A 16,894-nucleotide genomic window follows, 5' to 3' on the forward strand; every position below is an offset into this window, starting at 1 on the left:
TGGTGATAGTGACGTTTGAAAGCAGTGGAATAATTGGATTGAGGATGGGTCTGTTGGTTTAATTTCTTAATGCTCATGAATCTCTTGCATTTTTATAAAATAAGTTATATAATAAGAACGTTGAAAACTAACTTGCAAATCTACAAGTTATATTTTTCACAAAAAGGATTAAAAGGCTTGCCTTTTAAAATAAAGAACTCGATTTTCATAAGGAGGAAATCATTCATGGTAGTTAAAGTTGGTATTAACGGTTTCGGACGTATCGGTCGTCTTGCTTTCCGTCGTATCCAAAACGTAGAAGGTGTTGAAGTTACTCGTATCAACGACCTTACAGATCCAGCAATGCTTGCACACTTGTTGAAATATGACACAACTCAAGGTCGTTTCGACGGTACTGTTGAAGTTAAAGACGGTGGTTTTGAAGTTAACGGTAAATTCGTTAAAGTTTCTGCTGAGCGTGAGCCAGGAAACATTGACTGGGCTACTGACGGTGTAGATATCGTTTTGGAAGCAACAGGTTTCTTCGCTTCTAAAGAAAAAGCTGAGCAACACATCCACGCTAACGGTGCTAAAAAAGTTGTTATCACTGCTCCTGGTGGTAACGATGTTAAGACTGTTGTATTTAACACTAACCACGACATCCTTGATGGTACTGAAACAGTTATCTCAGGTGCTTCATGTACTACAAACTGTTTGGCTCCAATGGCTAAAGCTCTTCATGACAACTTCGGTATCGTTGAAGGTTTGATGACTACAATCCACGGTTACACTGGTGACCAAATGGTTCTTGACGGACCACACCGTGGTGGTGACCTTCGTCGTGCTCGTGCTGCTGCTGCAAACATCGTTCCTAACTCAACTGGTGCTGCTAAAGCTATCGGCTTGGTAATCCCAGAATTGAACGGTAAATTGGACGGTGCTGCACAACGTGTTCCAGTTCCAACAGGATCTGTAACTGAATTGGTAGCTGTACTTGACAAGAACGTAACTGCTGAAGAAGTTAACGCTGCAATGAAAGCTGCTTCAAACGAATCTTATGGTTACACTGAAGACCAAATCGTTTCTTCAGATATCGTAGGTATCTCATTCGGTTCATTGTTCGACGCAACTCAAACTAAAGTTCTTGACGTTGACGGCAAACAATTGGTTAAAGTTGTTTCATGGTATGACAACGAAATGTCTTACACTTCACAACTTGTTCGTACTCTTGAGTACTTCGCAAAAATCGCTAAATAATCCTTAGTGAAAATCGAAGAGGCTTCGGCCTCTTCGGATTGCAGACAAACATCGTTTTGGTGTTTGTCTTTTTTACTGTTTTTAGAGAAAAATGGCTGTTTTGATGCTGAAACCACCTCATCTGGACAAAATAAAAAGGCTCTCCTGCCATCATTTTAACCAGTTTTTTGAGATTTAAGCACGCCAAAGAGTTCTATCTAAAACAAGAAGACTTGACTAGGATTAAGTTCAACGTATCTTCTCAAGGGTTATGTCAACACCGTCTTTTTAAATACAGTTAAAAGGTCTAATAAATAGGCCTTTTTATAATAAAAAAACAGATTCGCGGATCATTCAGAAAATTCTTGTAAAATAATGTGATGAAAGGGCTTTACTTTTTAGTAGTAAATAATATATAATAACACCAAGAAAACGTTTGCATATTTTGGCTAGAAAATAAGAGAGGAGATATATGACGACGTTGGCAGATGTGGCGAAAAGGGCCAATGTTTCAAAGATGACAGTTTCCAGGGTTCTGAATCATCCAGAACTCGTTACGGAAGAGTTAAAACAGATGGTCTTGTTAGCAATGAAAGAGTTAGATTATCAACCGAATGTTGTGGCAAAAGCCCTTGCACAACAACGAACTCTGACAGTCCAGGTCATTATCTTAGAGGAAATGGAGACTGTCGAGCCTTATTATGCTGAGTTGATAGCAGGAATTTCACTCGGACTGAGCGAAAAAAACTATACAATGCAAATTGTGACGGATCGGAATCAAGTGACAGAACAATGTGACGGCTACATTGTCACGGGCGCGCGTATAGAAGATTATGGCTGGTTGCGGAGTTTGTTGAAACCCGTAGTCTTATTTGGCGAAAATATGGTGGGACTTCCGTTTGTAGATACACACAATAAGGAAGCAACCTACCAAGCAAGTCGTTTTGCCTTTGAGAAAAGCTATGAACAGGTCGTATTTGTTGGGATAGATTTGCCAGATGCCTTTGCACAATCTAGGGAAGCTGGGTATGTAGAGGCAATGGAGGAATTGGGACATCCCCCTAAAATTTATCGTCTAGAAAACAGGTCTAGGGTATCAGAAGACTTTGTAAGACAATTGGACTTGTTATCACCCAATACTTGCTTTATATGTGCTTCTGATCGCATAGCGCTTGGTATTGAGCGGGGGTTATTGTTTTCATCAAAGAGAGTCCCAGAAGATTATGGGATTATTGGATTTGATGGAATCTTTATTGACCGCGTTTCTCGTCCTCAATTAACCACTATGCGGCAACCGTTCCGAAAAATGGGGAGAATTACTGTTAAGCAGTTAATGACTCTGGTGGAGGGCTGTGAATTAAAGGAACAAAAGCGATTTTGCCAAGCTAGCTTGGTAGTGAGAGAAAGTACTAGAGCATAAAATGAATGATGCTACATAACTAATAGAGGGGTTGTTAAATCCAGTGTTGATGGGTACGATGACTGGGTAAATAAAGAGTACAATCCCTTTTTTGATTAAGAAAGCTGTTACCGATAACAATTAAGAAAACGTTTGCAAAAGAAAATATTTTTTATATACTATTATCATATTATACATACCAAAGGAGTACGGCATGAATAGAAAACGTTTGCGTTTAGTAAAAAAATCACCAATGTTTGAAAAAAAAGTTATTTTCGGAATTCGTAAGTTTACGATAGGAGTTGCGTCCGTCGGTATAGCGACAGCCTTTTTAATGTCTGGACCTGGTCAAACAGTTCATGCTGAGGAAGTGGCTACTCCTGTGGAAGCTATTATAACCGATGTTTCTGAGCAGCCTGTCGAAACAGTTGAGCCAGCCCCAGTTGCAGAGACTACGCCTACAGCCTTGGATACAGCACCAAGTTCAGAAGAAACGGTGACTGAGTCTACATCAAATTCAACTGGAGTATCAGAAACAGTTGAGACTCCAGCAGTAACGGAGGTTGTTGAAACAGTAGATAATGCATCAGCAGAACCGCTGGCAACTACTGAAACAGCTGTGGCAGAAAGAGCTGCAGCAGAAACAGCTACATTATCCACCCCGGCAGAAGCACCAATTGAAGAAGGCAGTATTCGTCTGCACTTTGAAAATGTAGATGAAACAGCGCCAGAAAATCAAGGACTGTGGACTTGGGGAGGAGTGGCAGAGCCGTCCGATGGGAATCAATGGCCAACGGATACAGCGAATTTTTCAAGCAGTCAGGTAGATGACTACGGCCATTATGTTGATATTAAAAAATCTGAGACACCAGGCACAATCGGTTATTTGGTCCTTAAAGATGGGGAAAAAATAACAGAATCGGACCAAAAAGTGGAGCTTCTTGTTCCGGAACAAAATGAGGCTTGGATTGCTAGCGATTATACTGTTTCTAGCTATGAGCCACTCAAGGATGACAATGTTCTCCGTATCAACTACACCCGTGAAGACAATAATTATGAAGGTTGGGGCGTTTGGACTTGGGGCGATACGACTGAAGCGAGTGATGGCTGGCCAACGGGCGCCCTTGACTTTAAACTTGGCAAATACGGTGCCTATGTTGACATTCCCCTCTCGAACGGTTTAGATTCTAAACTTGGTTTTCTGCTCATCAACCAGAATAATCCAGATCTTGCTGGCAATAAATCGATTGATTTAGCTTTTGCAGACCGCAAACGTCATAGTCAAATTTTCCTCCGGAATGGTGATGACAAAGTCTATACCAATCCATATTTTATCGAAGAGAAAGTAGAATTAGATACAAGTAAAGCTACTCCTGGTACAAAAAATGTAACCATTGAAGCAAGTATAAAAGCACCTTTCAACTACAACGAAAGTGGTCTTGTTTCTGTAGCTATAACCAATCCTGAAAGTGCTGAGATTGTCAAAATGGAAGTCGATACAAGTGCCATCGGTGGAGGCCTTGTGCCAATCTCTACTGAGCTCAATCGTGTGACCATTAAAGCGACGTCTAGCACAGCGCCAGGTACATATAGTCTTCCTGTAAAGGTCTATGACAAGGACAACGGTTACTACGAAACCAGCCTAGATGTGACCATTACAGAGCGTATCAAGGCAGATGGTGAAAAAGACTGGGACGAGCAAGTTATCTACTTTATGATGACAGACCGTTTCTACAATGGGGACACCAGCAATGACAAGCTAGTTGAAGGAACAGCCTCCAACCCACGCGGTCTTTACCAGGGCGGTGACTTCAAAGGAGTGACAGCCAAGCTGGACTATCTGAAAGAACTGGGTGTGGACTCTATCTGGTTGACTCCGATTGTGGAAAATATTCCACAGAATGTTGGTAGCGCAACAGATGGAGAGTACTATGCTTACCATGGTTATTGGGCATCCAATTTTGAGAAACTTAATCCGCATTTGGGAAGTTTAGCCGACTTCCACGAATTGATTGATGCCGCGGCAGAAAAAGGAATAAACATTGTTGTCGATGTGGTGCTTAACCATGCTGGCTATGGTACAGAAGAAACCTTTGCAGGTATGGTACGGACTAAGGAAGAAGACAAGCAGGGAGATGACCAATTAGGCTCATTATCTGGATTACCAGACTTCAAGACAGAAGAAGCAGTTGTTCGCAATCAGTTGGTTGCTTGGCAGGCATCTTGGTTGGAACGCTCAACAACTGCCAAGGGCAACTCTATCTATGCTTTCCGTGTCGATACAGTCAAACACGTTGATGATACCACATGGCAACATTTCAAAAATGAATTGGTGGATAGAGATCCTGACTTCCACTTGATTGGGGAAACTTGGGGAGCGAATTATAAGGATACCAAGGGTGACTTGGGAGTCGGTACTATGGACAGCTTGTTGGACTTTGGCTTTAAGGATATTGCCAAATATCTGGTCAATGGTCAACTAAAAGCAGCTGGACAAGAGCTGGAAGAACGTAGCAAGGTTCTGACTAGTGCAGCTTCTCTGGGTCAATTCTTGGGCAGTCACGACGAAGATGGTTTCCTCTACAGTCTCAGTGGCGCAGAAAAAGAAGGCAATCTGGATAAACTGAAATTGGCTGCTAGTCTCTTGATTACTGCTAAAGGTCAGCCTGTCATCTACTACGGTGAAGAATTAGGCCAATCTGGGCAAAACAACTGGCCAGTTTATGATAACCGGTACGATTTCGATTGGAGTAAGGTAGAAACAAGTGACATAGAGGACCATTACCAAAAATTGTTGGCTTTCCGTAATGCCAATTCAACACTACTCTCACGTGGTGATACAAGCACACTTGCTGGAAATGATAGCCAAGGTTGGCTTATCAGCAAACGCGGTTACCAAGATCAAGTAGCCTATCTTGTCTTCTCAACCAATACCGAGAACAAGGAAATGGCGCTTGAAGTATCTGGTAAAGATGTGGTTGTCACAGATGCCTACACAGGAAAATCTTACCAAGCTATCGAGAAAGATGGTAAATGGGTTGTTCAAGTCGAACTGCCAACAATCGGTCAAGGTGGCACCATGCTCCTTCAGACAGAAGCAGGTGACATCGTCAATGCAAGTGTGCAAGGAGCAACTGAAGAACCAATTGAAGCAGGTTACTTCCGTGTTCACTTTAAAACTCTACCATCTGATAATGTAGCTAGCCTAGGTTTATGGACATGGGATGATGTCGAAAAACCATCGTCAGATCTTGGTGCTTGGCCAACAGGTGCAACCAATTTCAGCACGGCTAAACAGGATGACTATGGCTATTATCTGGACATCAAGATGAAAGATGAAACAGCTAGCAAAATCAGTCTTCTGATTAATAATACATCTGGGGAAAATATAACCGGCGATAAAGTTATTGAGCGAATTAGCACCAAGATGAATGAAGCTTGGTTTGATGAAAACTACCAACTCAGCCTCTATCAACCGCTTAAAGAAGGCTACATCCGTATCAATTACTTCCGTACCGATGGCAATTATGACCAAAAAGGTCTCTGGATTTGGGGTGATGTGACTGACCTTACCTTGGGTGACTGGCCAAATGGTATTGATTTTGAAAACCAAGGCAAGTATGGTGCCTATATCGATGTCAAATTGACAGATTTACCAAGTTCCATTGGCTTTTTGCTATTGGATGAAAGCAAGTCAGGAGATGATGTGAAGATTCAACAGAAAGATTATAGCTTTACAGATTTGAAAAATCAGACACAAATATTCCTCAAGGATGATGATACGACTATTTACACCAACCCTTATTTTGTCAATAATGTCCGTGTGACAGGTGTTTCTCATGTTAGTTTAACAGCTTTAGAAGCAGCCTTTACAACATTGGAAGGTGCGGATAAGGATAGCATCTTGGAGAAATTGTCTGTAACAGATAAAAATGGCCAGACAGTGACTGTGACGGATCTTGTCTTGGATGCTACAAGCAACAAGGTGCGAGTCCTCGGGGATTTCAACCAAGAAAATGCGGGCTATACCCTCAAATATGGCAATGATAGTTTCACAACAACTATGAGCTGGCAATTGAAGGATGAGCTCTATGCTTATGATGGAGAACTTGGTGCGCGTGTGCGTCAGGCTGGTAGTGTCGTTGATATGACTCTCTGGTCTCCAAGTGCAGATAGTGTGGCAGTCGTTCTTTACGATAAGGATGACCAATCTAAGGTGGTCGGTAAATTAGCCATGACCAAGGGCGATAAGGGACAATGGGACCTCGAATTAAACAGTCAATCAGGTCTTGGTATTGCTGACTATCGTGGTTACTACTACCATTATGAAATTGCTCGTGGGGATCAATCTGTTCTTGTTTTAGACCCATATGCTAAGTCTTTAGCGGAGTGGAATAGTGATTTGGCAGATACAGATCCATCTTATCGGATTGCAAAAGCTGCGATTGTGGACCCAGCAGAGGTTGGTCCAAGTGATTTGAACTATGCCACAATTCCTAACTTCAATCAGCGTGAAGATGCCATTATCTATGAAGCCCATGTTCGTGACTTCACATCAGATCCTGCTATTTCCGATGAATTGACTGCTCAGTTTGGTACCTTTGCTGCCTTTGCAGAACGTCTCAGCTACCTAAAAGAACTGGGTGTGACCCATATTCAACTGCTCCCAGTTATGAGCTACTATTTTGTCAATGAATTGAAAAATGCAGAGCGGATGAGCGAGTACGCATCAAGCAACAGCAACTATAACTGGGGCTATGATCCACAGAGCTACTTTGCCTTTACAGGTATGTATTCTACAGATCCGACAGATCCAATGAAACGCATCGAAGAGTTCAAAAACCTGGTCAATGAAATCCACAAACAAGGCATGGGTGTTATTTTGGATGTGGTGTATAACCACACTTCTAAGACTTTCTTATTTGAAGATTTAGAGCCAAACTATTATCACTTCATGGAGGCAGATGGTACGGCTAAATCTAGCTTTGGTGGTGGTCGTCTCGGAACCACTCACTACATGAGTCGCCGTGTCCTCGTTGATTCTATCAAGTATCTTGTGGACGAGTTTAAGGTAGATGGTTTCCGTTTCGATATGATGGGGGACCATGATGCTGAAGCGATTGAGCTGGCCTTTACCGAGGCACAAAAACTCAATCCAAACATCATTATGCTTGGTGAAGGTTGGAGAACCTTTACAGGCGACACCAATCAGCCTGTTCAGCCAGCGGACCAAGACTGGATGAGTTCAACAGATACGGTTGCGGTATTTTCAGATGAAATTCGCAATACACTTAAATCTGGTTATCCAAACGAAGGTCAGCCAGCCTTTATCACAGGCGGTGCTAAGAGTGTAGAATCTGTCTTCAATAACATCAAGGCACAACCAGGCAACTTCTTGGCTGATGATCCAGGTGATGTGATCCAATATATTGCTGCGCATGATAACTTGACCCTCTTTGATATCATTGCTCAGTCCATCAAGAAGGATCCATCAATCGCTGAAAATTACACTGAAATTCACCAACGTCAACGTTTGGGTAATTTGCTAGTTTTGACTTCTCAAGGTACACCGTTTATCCATTCTGGTCAGGAGTATGGACGGACCAAACAGTTCCTTCACCCTGATTATCAGTACCCTGTAGCAGAAGATCAAGTGCCGAACAAGGCGCATTTGTTGACAAATGCTGATGGTACACCATTTGATTACCCATACTACATTCATGATTCTTATGATTCATCTGATGCGGTCAACAAGTTTGACTGGACCAAAGCGACAGATGAGACCCTCTATCCAGAGAATACCCGTACTCAGGCCTTTACAAAAGGATTGATTGCCTTGCGCAAATCTACAGATGCCTTCCGTTTGGGAACAAAAGACCAAGTCGATCAAATGGTTAGCTTGATTTCAATTCCAGGTCAAAATGGTATTGCTACAAACGATGTGGTTATTGCCTATCAAACCATTGCAAGCAACGGTGATCGCTATGCTGTCTTTGTCAATGCTGACAGTAAGGAACGTAGTTTTGTTCTTTCAGATATTTACAAAGACTTACTGCAGGGTCAAGTACTGGTTGACGGTGGACGTGCAGGTGTAAAAGCATTGTCTGATTTAGTGGGTGTCGAATTGACTGATAGCTCAGTTGTTCTTGCACCTTTGACTGCAACAGTGATTCGTTTGCCTTATATCATTACAGAAGTTCCAGATACAGCCCCTACTGCTGAAGAAAAACCAAGCCTAGACTTTACTACGAAAGAACGTACAGAAGAAACAGTCCTTCCGGTTGCAGAGGAAGTTCGCTATGATGAAACTCTCGCAAAAGGTCAATCTTATGTGCTTCAAGAAGGTAAGGCAGGTAAGAGAGTCTTGGTTTATCAAGATGTCTTGGTTGACGGCAAGGTAGTAGCAACAAATCTGTTATCTGAAACAGTAGTAGATGGTGAGGCGCGGATTGTTGTTAAGGGTAGTATGGAGGCTAAGGAAACAGTAGAAAAACCAAGTCTTTCTACTCCAATAGCTCAAGTGTCTGAACAAACCACAAGTGCATCAAACAAAGAAAGCCTACCAGCTACAGGTGACCGACAAAGTGATTTGGCACTTCTAGGCCTCGGACTTGCTGGACTTGGTTTGACAGTTGCTGCACAAGGAAGAAACAAAAAATTAGAAGAATAGTATTCTTCGGTCGTAACAATAGTTTTTACAGTTTTTGGTAAAAACTCAAAATGTAGCAAAATTATTGAGATAGACCACATTATAAAACGCATAGAATCAACGGTTCAAGTGACATACTGATTTTATGCGTTTTTTAATGAAGAATTTACTTGGATTTTAGATCTCAAAAATTGTAATTTCTTTCATACATTTATTGATTCCCCTCCTCTCAAAAAATTTCGTCATATAGAAACAAGAATATTCTGACAGACATAGAAAACGCTTTATGGTATTTTATGGTATAATGAAAACATGACTTTATAAAAGGAGAACAACATGTCACAACTTTCAGTTAACGCCATCCGTTTCCTTGGTATTGATGCCATTGAAAAATCTAAATCAGGTCACCCAGGTATTGTCATGGGTGCAGCTCCGATGGCTTACAGCCTCTTTACAAAAGAACTCCGTGTCAATCCAGCGCAACCAAACTGGATTAACCGTGATCGTTTCATCTTATCAGCCGGCCATGGCTCCATGCTTCTTTATGGCCTCCTTCATTTGTCAGGATTTGAAGATGTCACAATAGATGAAATCAAGAACTTCCGTCAGTGGGGTTCTAAAACACCAGGGCACCCAGAATTCGGTCACACAGCAGGTGTCGATGCGACAACTGGTCCGCTTGGACAAGGTATTTCAACTGCAACAGGTTTTGCGCAGGCAGAGCGTTACTTGGCGGCTAAGTACAACCGAGACGGTTTCCCAATTTTTGATCACTATACCTATGTTATCTGTGGAGACGGCGACCTCATGGAAGGTGTTTCAGCTGAGGCAGCGTCATACGCAGGTCTTCAGAAGCTTGAAAAACTCATCGTTCTTTACGATTCAAACGATATTAACTTGGACGGTGAGACCAAGGATGCCTTTACGGAAAATGTCCGTGCTCGCTACGATGCCTACGGTTGGCATACAGACCTTGTGACCGATGGTACAGATGTGGATGCGATCTTTGCGGCCATTGAAAAAGCAAAAACAGCAGGCAAGCCATCTCTGATTGAAATCAAGACAGTGATTGGTTATGGTTCACCAAACAAGGCTGGTAGCAATGCGGCTCATGGTGCTCCACTTGGACCAGATGAAGCAGAAGCAACTCGCAAGGCCTTGGATTGGAGCTATGCTCCATTTGAAATTCCAGAAGAAGTCTACGCTGACTTCAAAGAAAATGTGGCTGATCGTGGTGCAGCAGCTTACGACGCTTGGGTGAAATTGGTGGAAGACTACAAGGCTGCTTATCCAGAATTGGCAGATGAAGTGACAGCTATCTTGGAAGGCCGTGAATTGGCTGAGTTGACCGAAGCTGATTTCCCTGTCTATGAAAATGGTTTCTCACAAGCAACTCGTAATTCATCACAAGATGCGATAAATGCAGCAGCGGCTGTATTACCAAATTTCTTTGGTGGTTCAGCTGACTTGGCACACTCAAATATGACTGTCATTAAGGGGGAAGGACTTCAAGACTCTGTTAATCCTCTGAATCGTAATATCCAATTCGGTGTGCGTGAATTTGCTATGGGGACTATCTTGAATGGTATGGCAGCACACGGTGGACTTCGCATTTTCGGTGGTACATTCTTTGTATTCTCAGACTACGTCAAGGCGGCGGTACGCTTGTCAGCTCTGCAAGGATTGCCAGTGACCTACGTCTTTACCCACGACTCAATCGCAGTTGGTGAAGATGGCCCAACCCACGAACCAATCGAGCATTTGGCTGGTCTTCGTGCAATGCCAAACCTCAACGTTTTCCGTCCAGCAGATGCGCGTGAAACACAAGCTGCTTGGTACTTGTCATTGACAAGCAAGTCTACTCCGTCTGCCCTTGTCCTCACTCGTCAAAACTTGACAGTGGAAGAAGGAACAGACTTTGATAAGGTTGCCAAAGGTGCCTATGTTGTCTACGATACAGAAGGCTTTGACACTATTTTGATTGCATCAGGTTCTGAAGTTAACTTGGCAGTCAAGGCAGCCAAGGAATTGGCGGCAGCTGGTACAAAAGTCCGTGTCGTGTCAGTACCTTCGACAGAGCTCTTCGATGCTCAAGACGCAGCTTACAAGGAAGAAATCCTTCCAAACGCTATTCGCCGTCGTTTGGCTATCGAAATGGGGGCTACTCAGGGCTGGTACAAGTATGTCGGCCTTGACGGTAAGGTGCTTGGTATCGATACGTTTGGTGCATCCGCTCCAGCTCAAACCGTTATCGACAACTACGGCTTCACCGTTGAAAACGTCGTGAAATTGGTTAATGAGTTGTAAGATAGATTAACTAGGAACAGCCCTTCGCCGAGGGGCTGTTTTGTGTTATACTATAAACAAAAGGAGCTGTTATGAAATCTTTGAAATTTGATTTTTTGGCCTTTGTCGTCGGTGGGATGTTGTTTGGGGTTGGCCTAAGTTTGCTTTGGGATGGTCTGCCTGCTTGGCCTAATTTTCTAGGTGCCATCTACTTATTTCTCTGTTGGCTGGCCTTTTCGTTTATCACGGATGATTTGTATGAAAAGATACCTAAAAATGCCTTGGCAGAAAAAATCGCCTTCCCGTCTCTCTTTCTCTTTGCCCCTCTGGTATTTCTCTTAAAGATGAAAAAGTGAATCTTGTAAATATCTCGGTATGTCTGTGCGAGGTTGCCAGTTGTGCCTGTTTTGCTATTTGAATAGAAAAATACCTTACGGCATAGGTTGATACGGACCTTGGTTGCCCTATGTCCAAGCTACTCTTAGTCAGAGGTTTGCCTTTTTCTGAAAATATGACTCATTTTCTTGTTTTTTCTTTTTTTATATGATATACTTAACGAGTTAATTAAAAGGTTAAGGAAATAAAATGAATCCGATTGCGTTAGAAATTGAAAAATGTTTGCATGAGATTGTCCTGAGTTCGGAAAATCAACTGGAGATTCTAGTTGGTAATTGCCAGAGCTCGGTCAAGTTGACCAATACCCAGGAGCATATCCTCATGTTGATTGAAAAGAATGCTTATACCAATACTGAGATTGCCAAGCAGCTCAATATCAGTCAGGCTGCAGTGACCAAGGCCACCAAGTCTTTGGTTGCGCAAGGTCTCTTGGAGGCAGTGCGGGATAGTAAGGATGGCCGTGTTGTTCGCTTTAGTCTAACGGACCTGGCTCGTCCCATTGCGGCGGAGCATGCCCACCATCATGTCCACACATTAGAGGCTTACGAGGACTTGCTAAAGGGTTACACGACTGATGAGCAAGAATTGATTGGTCGATTTATGCAGGATTTAGTGGAGAAGATTAAAAAATAATGAGATACATCACAGTGGAGGATTTGTCCTTCTATTATGACAAGGAGCCGGTCCTAGAGCACATCCATTATCACTTGGATAGTGGGGAGTTTGTGACCTTGACGGGTGAAAATGGGGCTGCCAAGTCTACCTTGATCAAGGCGACCCTGGGGATTTTAAAGCCTAGGATAGGAAAAGTGACATTGGCAGAGAAGAGTGTTACGGGCAAAAAGTTACGTTTGGCCTATCTTCCACAGCAGATTGCTAGCTTTAATGCTGGTTTTCCAAGTACTGTTTTGGAATTTGTTCGTTCGGGGCGTTACCCAAGGCAGGGATGGTTTAGACGGTTGACGGCTCACGATGAGGAGCATGTGAAGAAGAGTTTGGAATCGGTTGGTATGTGGGATCATCGAGATAAAAAACTGGGTTCACTGAGTGGTGGACAGAAGCAACGGGCTGTCATTGCACGTATGTTTGCATCTGATCCGGATATTTTCATCCTAGATGAGCCAACTACTGGAATGGATAGTGGCACTAAAGATGCTTTTTATAAGTTAATGCACCATTCTGCTAAGAAGCATGGGAAGGCTGTCTTGATGATTACTCATGATCCTGATGAGTTGAGTCGGTATGCAGATCGCAATATTCATTTGGTTCGTGATCAGGCTTCGCCTTGGCGCTGTTTCAATGTTCATGACGTGGAATTAGAAATGGAGGTAGGCCATGTTTGATCTGTCTATTTTCCAGTATGATTTCATGCAGCGGGCTTTTTTGGCAATTATTGCCATGAGTTTGTTTTCGCCAATCCTGGGTATTTTTCTCATTCTCAGAAGACAGAGTTTGATGTCAGATACCCTTAGTCACGTTTCCTTAGCAGGTGTGGCGTTTGGTTTGGTTTTGGGGATTTCTCCGACTGTGTCCACCTTACTTGTTGTGGTTGTGGCAGCAGTCTTTCTTGAGTACTTGCGGACGATTTACAAGAACTTTATGGAAATCGGTACGGCAATCTTGATGTCTACAGGTCTGGCTATTTCCCTTATTGTCATGAATAAGTCTGGCGGCAAGTCGAGTTTGAGTTTAGATCAATATCTATTTGGATCGATTGTCACTATTAGCCAGGAACAGGTCTGGGCTTTATTTGGCATTGCAGTTGCGGTTATCTTGTTGACCCTTCTCTTCCTACGTCCTATGTATATCTTGACCTTTGATGAGGATACAGCTTTTGTGGACGGTTTACCAATACGTGCCATGTCTATTGCCTTTAATGTGGTGACAGGTGTCGCCATTGCCCTGATGATTCCTGCGGCTGGTGCCCTCTTGGTATCGACCATCATGGTCTTGCCTGCAGCCATTGCGCTTCGTCTGGGGAAAAATTTCAAGTCGGTGATTGTTATTGGAATGTCGATTGGTTTCTTTGGAATGGTCACTGGTTTGTTGACATCTTACTATGCTGAAACACCTGCAAGTGCCAGCATTACCTTGATTTTTATTAGTATTTTCTTATTGGTGAATCTAGTAGCCAAGTTTAAAAAATAGGAGGAATTATGAAAAAATTAGCTCTTTTAGGTTTGGGTTTATCGTTCTTCGCCTTGTCGGCCTGCGGCAATAGCACAGCTTCTCAGGATGATGAGTTGAACATTGTGACGACTTTTTATCCAGTATATGAGTTTACTAAGCAGGTTGTGGGTGAGGAAGGAACCGTTGATCTTTTGATTGAAGCGGGAACAGAAGTTCATGACTTTGAGCCGTCTGCTAAGGATATTGCCATTATTCAAGAAGCGGATACCTTTGTCTATGAAAATGAAAATATGGAGACTTGGGTGCCAGATGTTTTAGACAGTATTGATACTGAAGCGGTCGGTGTTATCAAGGCGACGGAGGGAATGTTGCTCTTGCCTGGTAGTGAGGAAGAAGAACATGACCACGAAGAAGGGGAAGACCACGAACACGCCTATGACCCACACGTATGGTTGTCACCTGAACGTTCCATTACCTTGGTGGAAACCATTCGGGACGGTTTGATTGCCCAGTATCCTGAGAAAAAAGCTGTTTTTGAAGAAAATGCAGCAGCCTATATTGAAAAGCTAGAAGCTCTGCATTCTCAATATACAGAAACCTTGTCAGCTGCTAAGCAAAAATATTTTGTCACCCAGCATACTGCCTTTGCTTATTTGGCTTTGGATTATGGTTTGCACCAAGTGTCGATCACAGGTGTCTCTGCAGACCAAGAGCCTACGGCAACTCGTTTGGCGGAATTGACCGAGTATATCAAGACCTACGGTATCAAGTATATCTATTTTGAAGAGAATGCGTCTTCAGCAGTAGCGGAAACCTTGGCAAAAGAAACTGGCGTGGAACTGGATGTTTTGGATACGCTTGAGAGTGTGACGACAGAAGCTATGGATAGTGGTGAGGATTATATTTCCATCATGGAAGCAAACTTGGCGGCTTTGGAAAAAACAACCAGCCAAGCTGGTGTAGAGATCTTGCCAGAAGAGGGTGCGGAAACGGCTCAGACGGTTTACAATGGTTATTTTGAAGATTCTGCGGTAAAAGACCGGACTTTGTCAGATTATGCCGGGGAGTGGCAGTCTGTGTATCCTTACTTGCTAGACGGTACGCTGGACCAAGTCTGGGACTACAAGGCTAAGCTCAAAGGAGGCATGACAGCTGAAGAGTATAAGGCATACTACGACACAGGTTACAAGACAGACGTTGATCAAATTAACATTACAGATAATACCATGGAGTTTGTAGTGGGAGACAAGTCTTACAAGTATACCTATAAGTACGTGGGTTATGAAATTTTGACTTATAAAAAAGGTAACCGTGGTGTTCGTTTCTTATTTGAAGCAACGGATCCAAATGCTGGTGATTACAAGTATGTGCAATTCAGTGACCACAATATTGCTCCTGTTAAGACAGGACACTTCCATATCTATTTTGGAGGAGAGAGCCAAGAAAAACTATTGGAAGAATTGGAAAACTGGCCGACCTATTATCCAGTTGGTTTGACTGGTTTGGAAATTGGTCAGGAAATGTTAGCTCACTAAGAAAACAAGGCTGAACGGAATGTTCAGTCCTTTTTCTTGACATTTTCTGACTACAAGTGTAAACTAAAATTAGAAAATTATTGTTGGGAGGTGAATGTGTGGAGCAGACAATTTCTGCTGCGGAGTGGCAGGTCATGCGGGTTCTGTGGGCCCATCCTGGTGCGACTTCACAGGAAATTATTCAGGCCTTGCAGGAGGGTTTTGACTGGCAGGCAACGACCATTAAGACACTTTTAGGTCGTCTGCGGAAGAAAAACTATCTGAGAATGGCTAAGGAAACCAGCAAGTACCATTATTATCCTATCATCAGTGAAGAGGTACATTTGCAGAGTCAGGTGGAACTTTTACTAGCTACCATCTGTTCCACTAAACAAGGTCAACTGGTTGAAAATTTGCTAGACACAGGGACATTTTCCCAAAAAAGCCTTGAACAACTAGCTAGCAAAATAGCCCAACTACAAAAGGCTGCACCTGAGCAAATCGCATGTCAATGCTTGGCGGGTCAATGTACCTGTGGGCATCATCATACTCTTCGAAAATCAACCTCAGACGTTGTTGACTTGACTTGATGAACTTCAGTTCTATCTGCATCTGCGTCGCCTAGTCTGAATCTGATTTTCATGGAGTATAAAAAAGGAGAAAGAATATGAAGCAAACTTTGAAATTGAAAAATTTATCTTGTCAAAATTGTGTCAAACACGTGACCAATCATCTCTTAGATTTGGACGGGGTGGAAGAGGTGCACATCCAGCTGGATCAGCAGTTGGCGGAGGTGGAAACCTCTGTGGCCTATGACTTGGAAGGCTATCAAGTGGCCTTGGACGATACCATCTATGAAGTGGAAGAGTTGATATAAGCGAAAAAGCAGCCGTTGGGCTGCTTTTATAACGCTTGAAGAAAGTGAGTCAGGTCTAGTTGTACTTGCGCAAGCGAAATCTGGTCCCAGAAGCCATCTGATTGAAAGCGTGGAATCAGGTGGACATGGAAATGGGTACCAGTGTCAAACAAGCGGTCATTGCAAGCTATGGTCACACCGTCAATCGCTAATTCCTGACAGAGTTTTTCAGTCAAAAAGACTTCCAAGTCCGATAATTCGTAGCGAACAACAGGTGGGACTTGGCTGAGCGTGTCATAGTGGTCTTTGCTGATAATCAGTAGATGCCCCGTTTGGACAGGATCAATATCCCAGACGACCTTGAAATATTCCGTCTGGTAGAGAATATCTTCTTCTTTGAGCTGGTGGCAAAAAATGCAGGTCATGTCTTTTCTCCTAGGTTAGCAGAA

General features: G+C 43.0%; 12 protein-coding genes and 1 pseudogene. 11 read left to right on the forward strand and 2 right to left on the reverse strand.

Features of this window, described 5'->3' with window-relative positions; all coding sequences use genetic code 11:
• Positions 1-225: 225 nt before the first annotated feature.
• Positions 226-1,236: a type I glyceraldehyde-3-phosphate dehydrogenase gene (gene gap / locus ACHBIE_RS02455; RefSeq protein WP_024397990.1), complete on the forward strand. Its 1,011-nt coding sequence runs from the start codon at positions 226-228 to the stop codon at positions 1,234-1,236.
• On the opposite strand, the pseudogene ACHBIE_RS02460 reads toward gap, so the two are convergent.
• Positions 1,229-1,426, reverse strand: a pseudogene (locus ACHBIE_RS02460) (IS5/IS1182 family transposase); the annotation flags it as partial. The gene gap and the pseudogene ACHBIE_RS02460 overlap by 8 nt on opposite strands.
• Positions 1,427-1,687: 261 nt before the next feature.
• Here ACHBIE_RS02460 and ACHBIE_RS02465 point away from each other — a divergent pair.
• From ACHBIE_RS02465 to ACHBIE_RS02510, 10 genes are all read left to right on the forward strand, one after another.
• A complete protein-coding gene (locus ACHBIE_RS02465; protein ID WP_172009766.1) occupies positions 1,688-2,635 on the forward strand; it encodes a substrate-binding domain-containing protein in 948 nt (315 codons plus the stop codon).
• Positions 2,636-2,828: 193 nt separating this feature from the next.
• Positions 2,829-9,284: a pullulanase gene (locus ACHBIE_RS02470; RefSeq protein ID WP_394732637.1), complete on the forward strand. Its 6,456-nt coding sequence runs from the start codon at positions 2,829-2,831 to the stop codon at positions 9,282-9,284.
• A gap of 315 nt (positions 9,285-9,599) precedes the next feature.
• Complete coding sequence (gene tkt, locus ACHBIE_RS02475; RefSeq protein WP_105123033.1) at positions 9,600-11,570, forward strand: transketolase; 1,971 nt, start codon at positions 9,600-9,602, stop codon at positions 11,568-11,570.
• Between the two features lie 71 nt (positions 11,571-11,641).
• Entirely contained in the window at positions 11,642-11,905 is a 264-nt protein-coding gene (locus ACHBIE_RS02480; RefSeq protein WP_105123032.1) for a hypothetical protein, read from the forward strand.
• Between the two features lie 229 nt (positions 11,906-12,134).
• Complete coding sequence (locus ACHBIE_RS02485) at positions 12,135-12,578, forward strand: zinc-dependent MarR family transcriptional regulator (protein WP_125266202.1); 444 nt, start codon at positions 12,135-12,137, stop codon at positions 12,576-12,578.
• A complete protein-coding gene (locus ACHBIE_RS02490; RefSeq protein ID WP_394732638.1) occupies positions 12,578-13,288 on the forward strand; it encodes a metal ABC transporter ATP-binding protein in 711 nt (236 codons plus the stop codon). The genes ACHBIE_RS02485 and ACHBIE_RS02490 overlap by 1 nt, the downstream gene beginning before the upstream one ends.
• The gene (locus ACHBIE_RS02495) at positions 13,281-14,093 is read left to right on the forward strand and encodes a metal ABC transporter permease (protein ID WP_105123029.1); all 813 of its coding nucleotides are present in this window, start codon (positions 13,281-13,283) and stop codon (positions 14,091-14,093) included. The genes ACHBIE_RS02490 and ACHBIE_RS02495 overlap by 8 nt, the downstream gene beginning before the upstream one ends.
• Positions 14,094-14,101: 8 nt before the next feature.
• Positions 14,102-15,610, forward strand: a complete 1,509-nt coding sequence (locus ACHBIE_RS02500; protein WP_105123028.1) for a zinc ABC transporter substrate-binding protein AdcA — start codon at positions 14,102-14,104, stop codon at positions 15,608-15,610.
• A 98-nt stretch (positions 15,611-15,708) separates the two neighbouring features.
• Positions 15,709-16,179 (forward strand): CopY/TcrY family copper transport repressor, encoded by a 471-nt coding sequence (locus tag ACHBIE_RS02505; protein ID WP_161943389.1) that lies wholly within the window; start codon positions 15,709-15,711, stop codon positions 16,177-16,179.
• Between the two features lie 77 nt (positions 16,180-16,256).
• On the forward strand, positions 16,257-16,466 hold the full coding sequence (locus tag ACHBIE_RS02510; RefSeq protein ID WP_105123026.1) for a heavy-metal-associated domain-containing protein: 210 nt from the start codon (positions 16,257-16,259) through the stop codon (positions 16,464-16,466).
• A gap of 26 nt (positions 16,467-16,492) precedes the next feature.
• On the opposite strand, the gene ACHBIE_RS02515 is transcribed toward ACHBIE_RS02510, so the two are convergent.
• Positions 16,493-16,870 (reverse strand): HIT family protein, encoded by a 378-nt coding sequence (locus ACHBIE_RS02515; RefSeq protein ID WP_105123025.1) that lies wholly within the window; start codon positions 16,868-16,870, stop codon positions 16,493-16,495.
• Positions 16,871-16,894 lie beyond the last annotated feature (24 nt).

This window comes from Streptococcus sp. A23 (genome assembly GCF_043674155.1).
Classification (GTDB): Bacteria; Bacillota; Bacilli; order Lactobacillales; family Streptococcaceae; genus Streptococcus; species Streptococcus suis_V.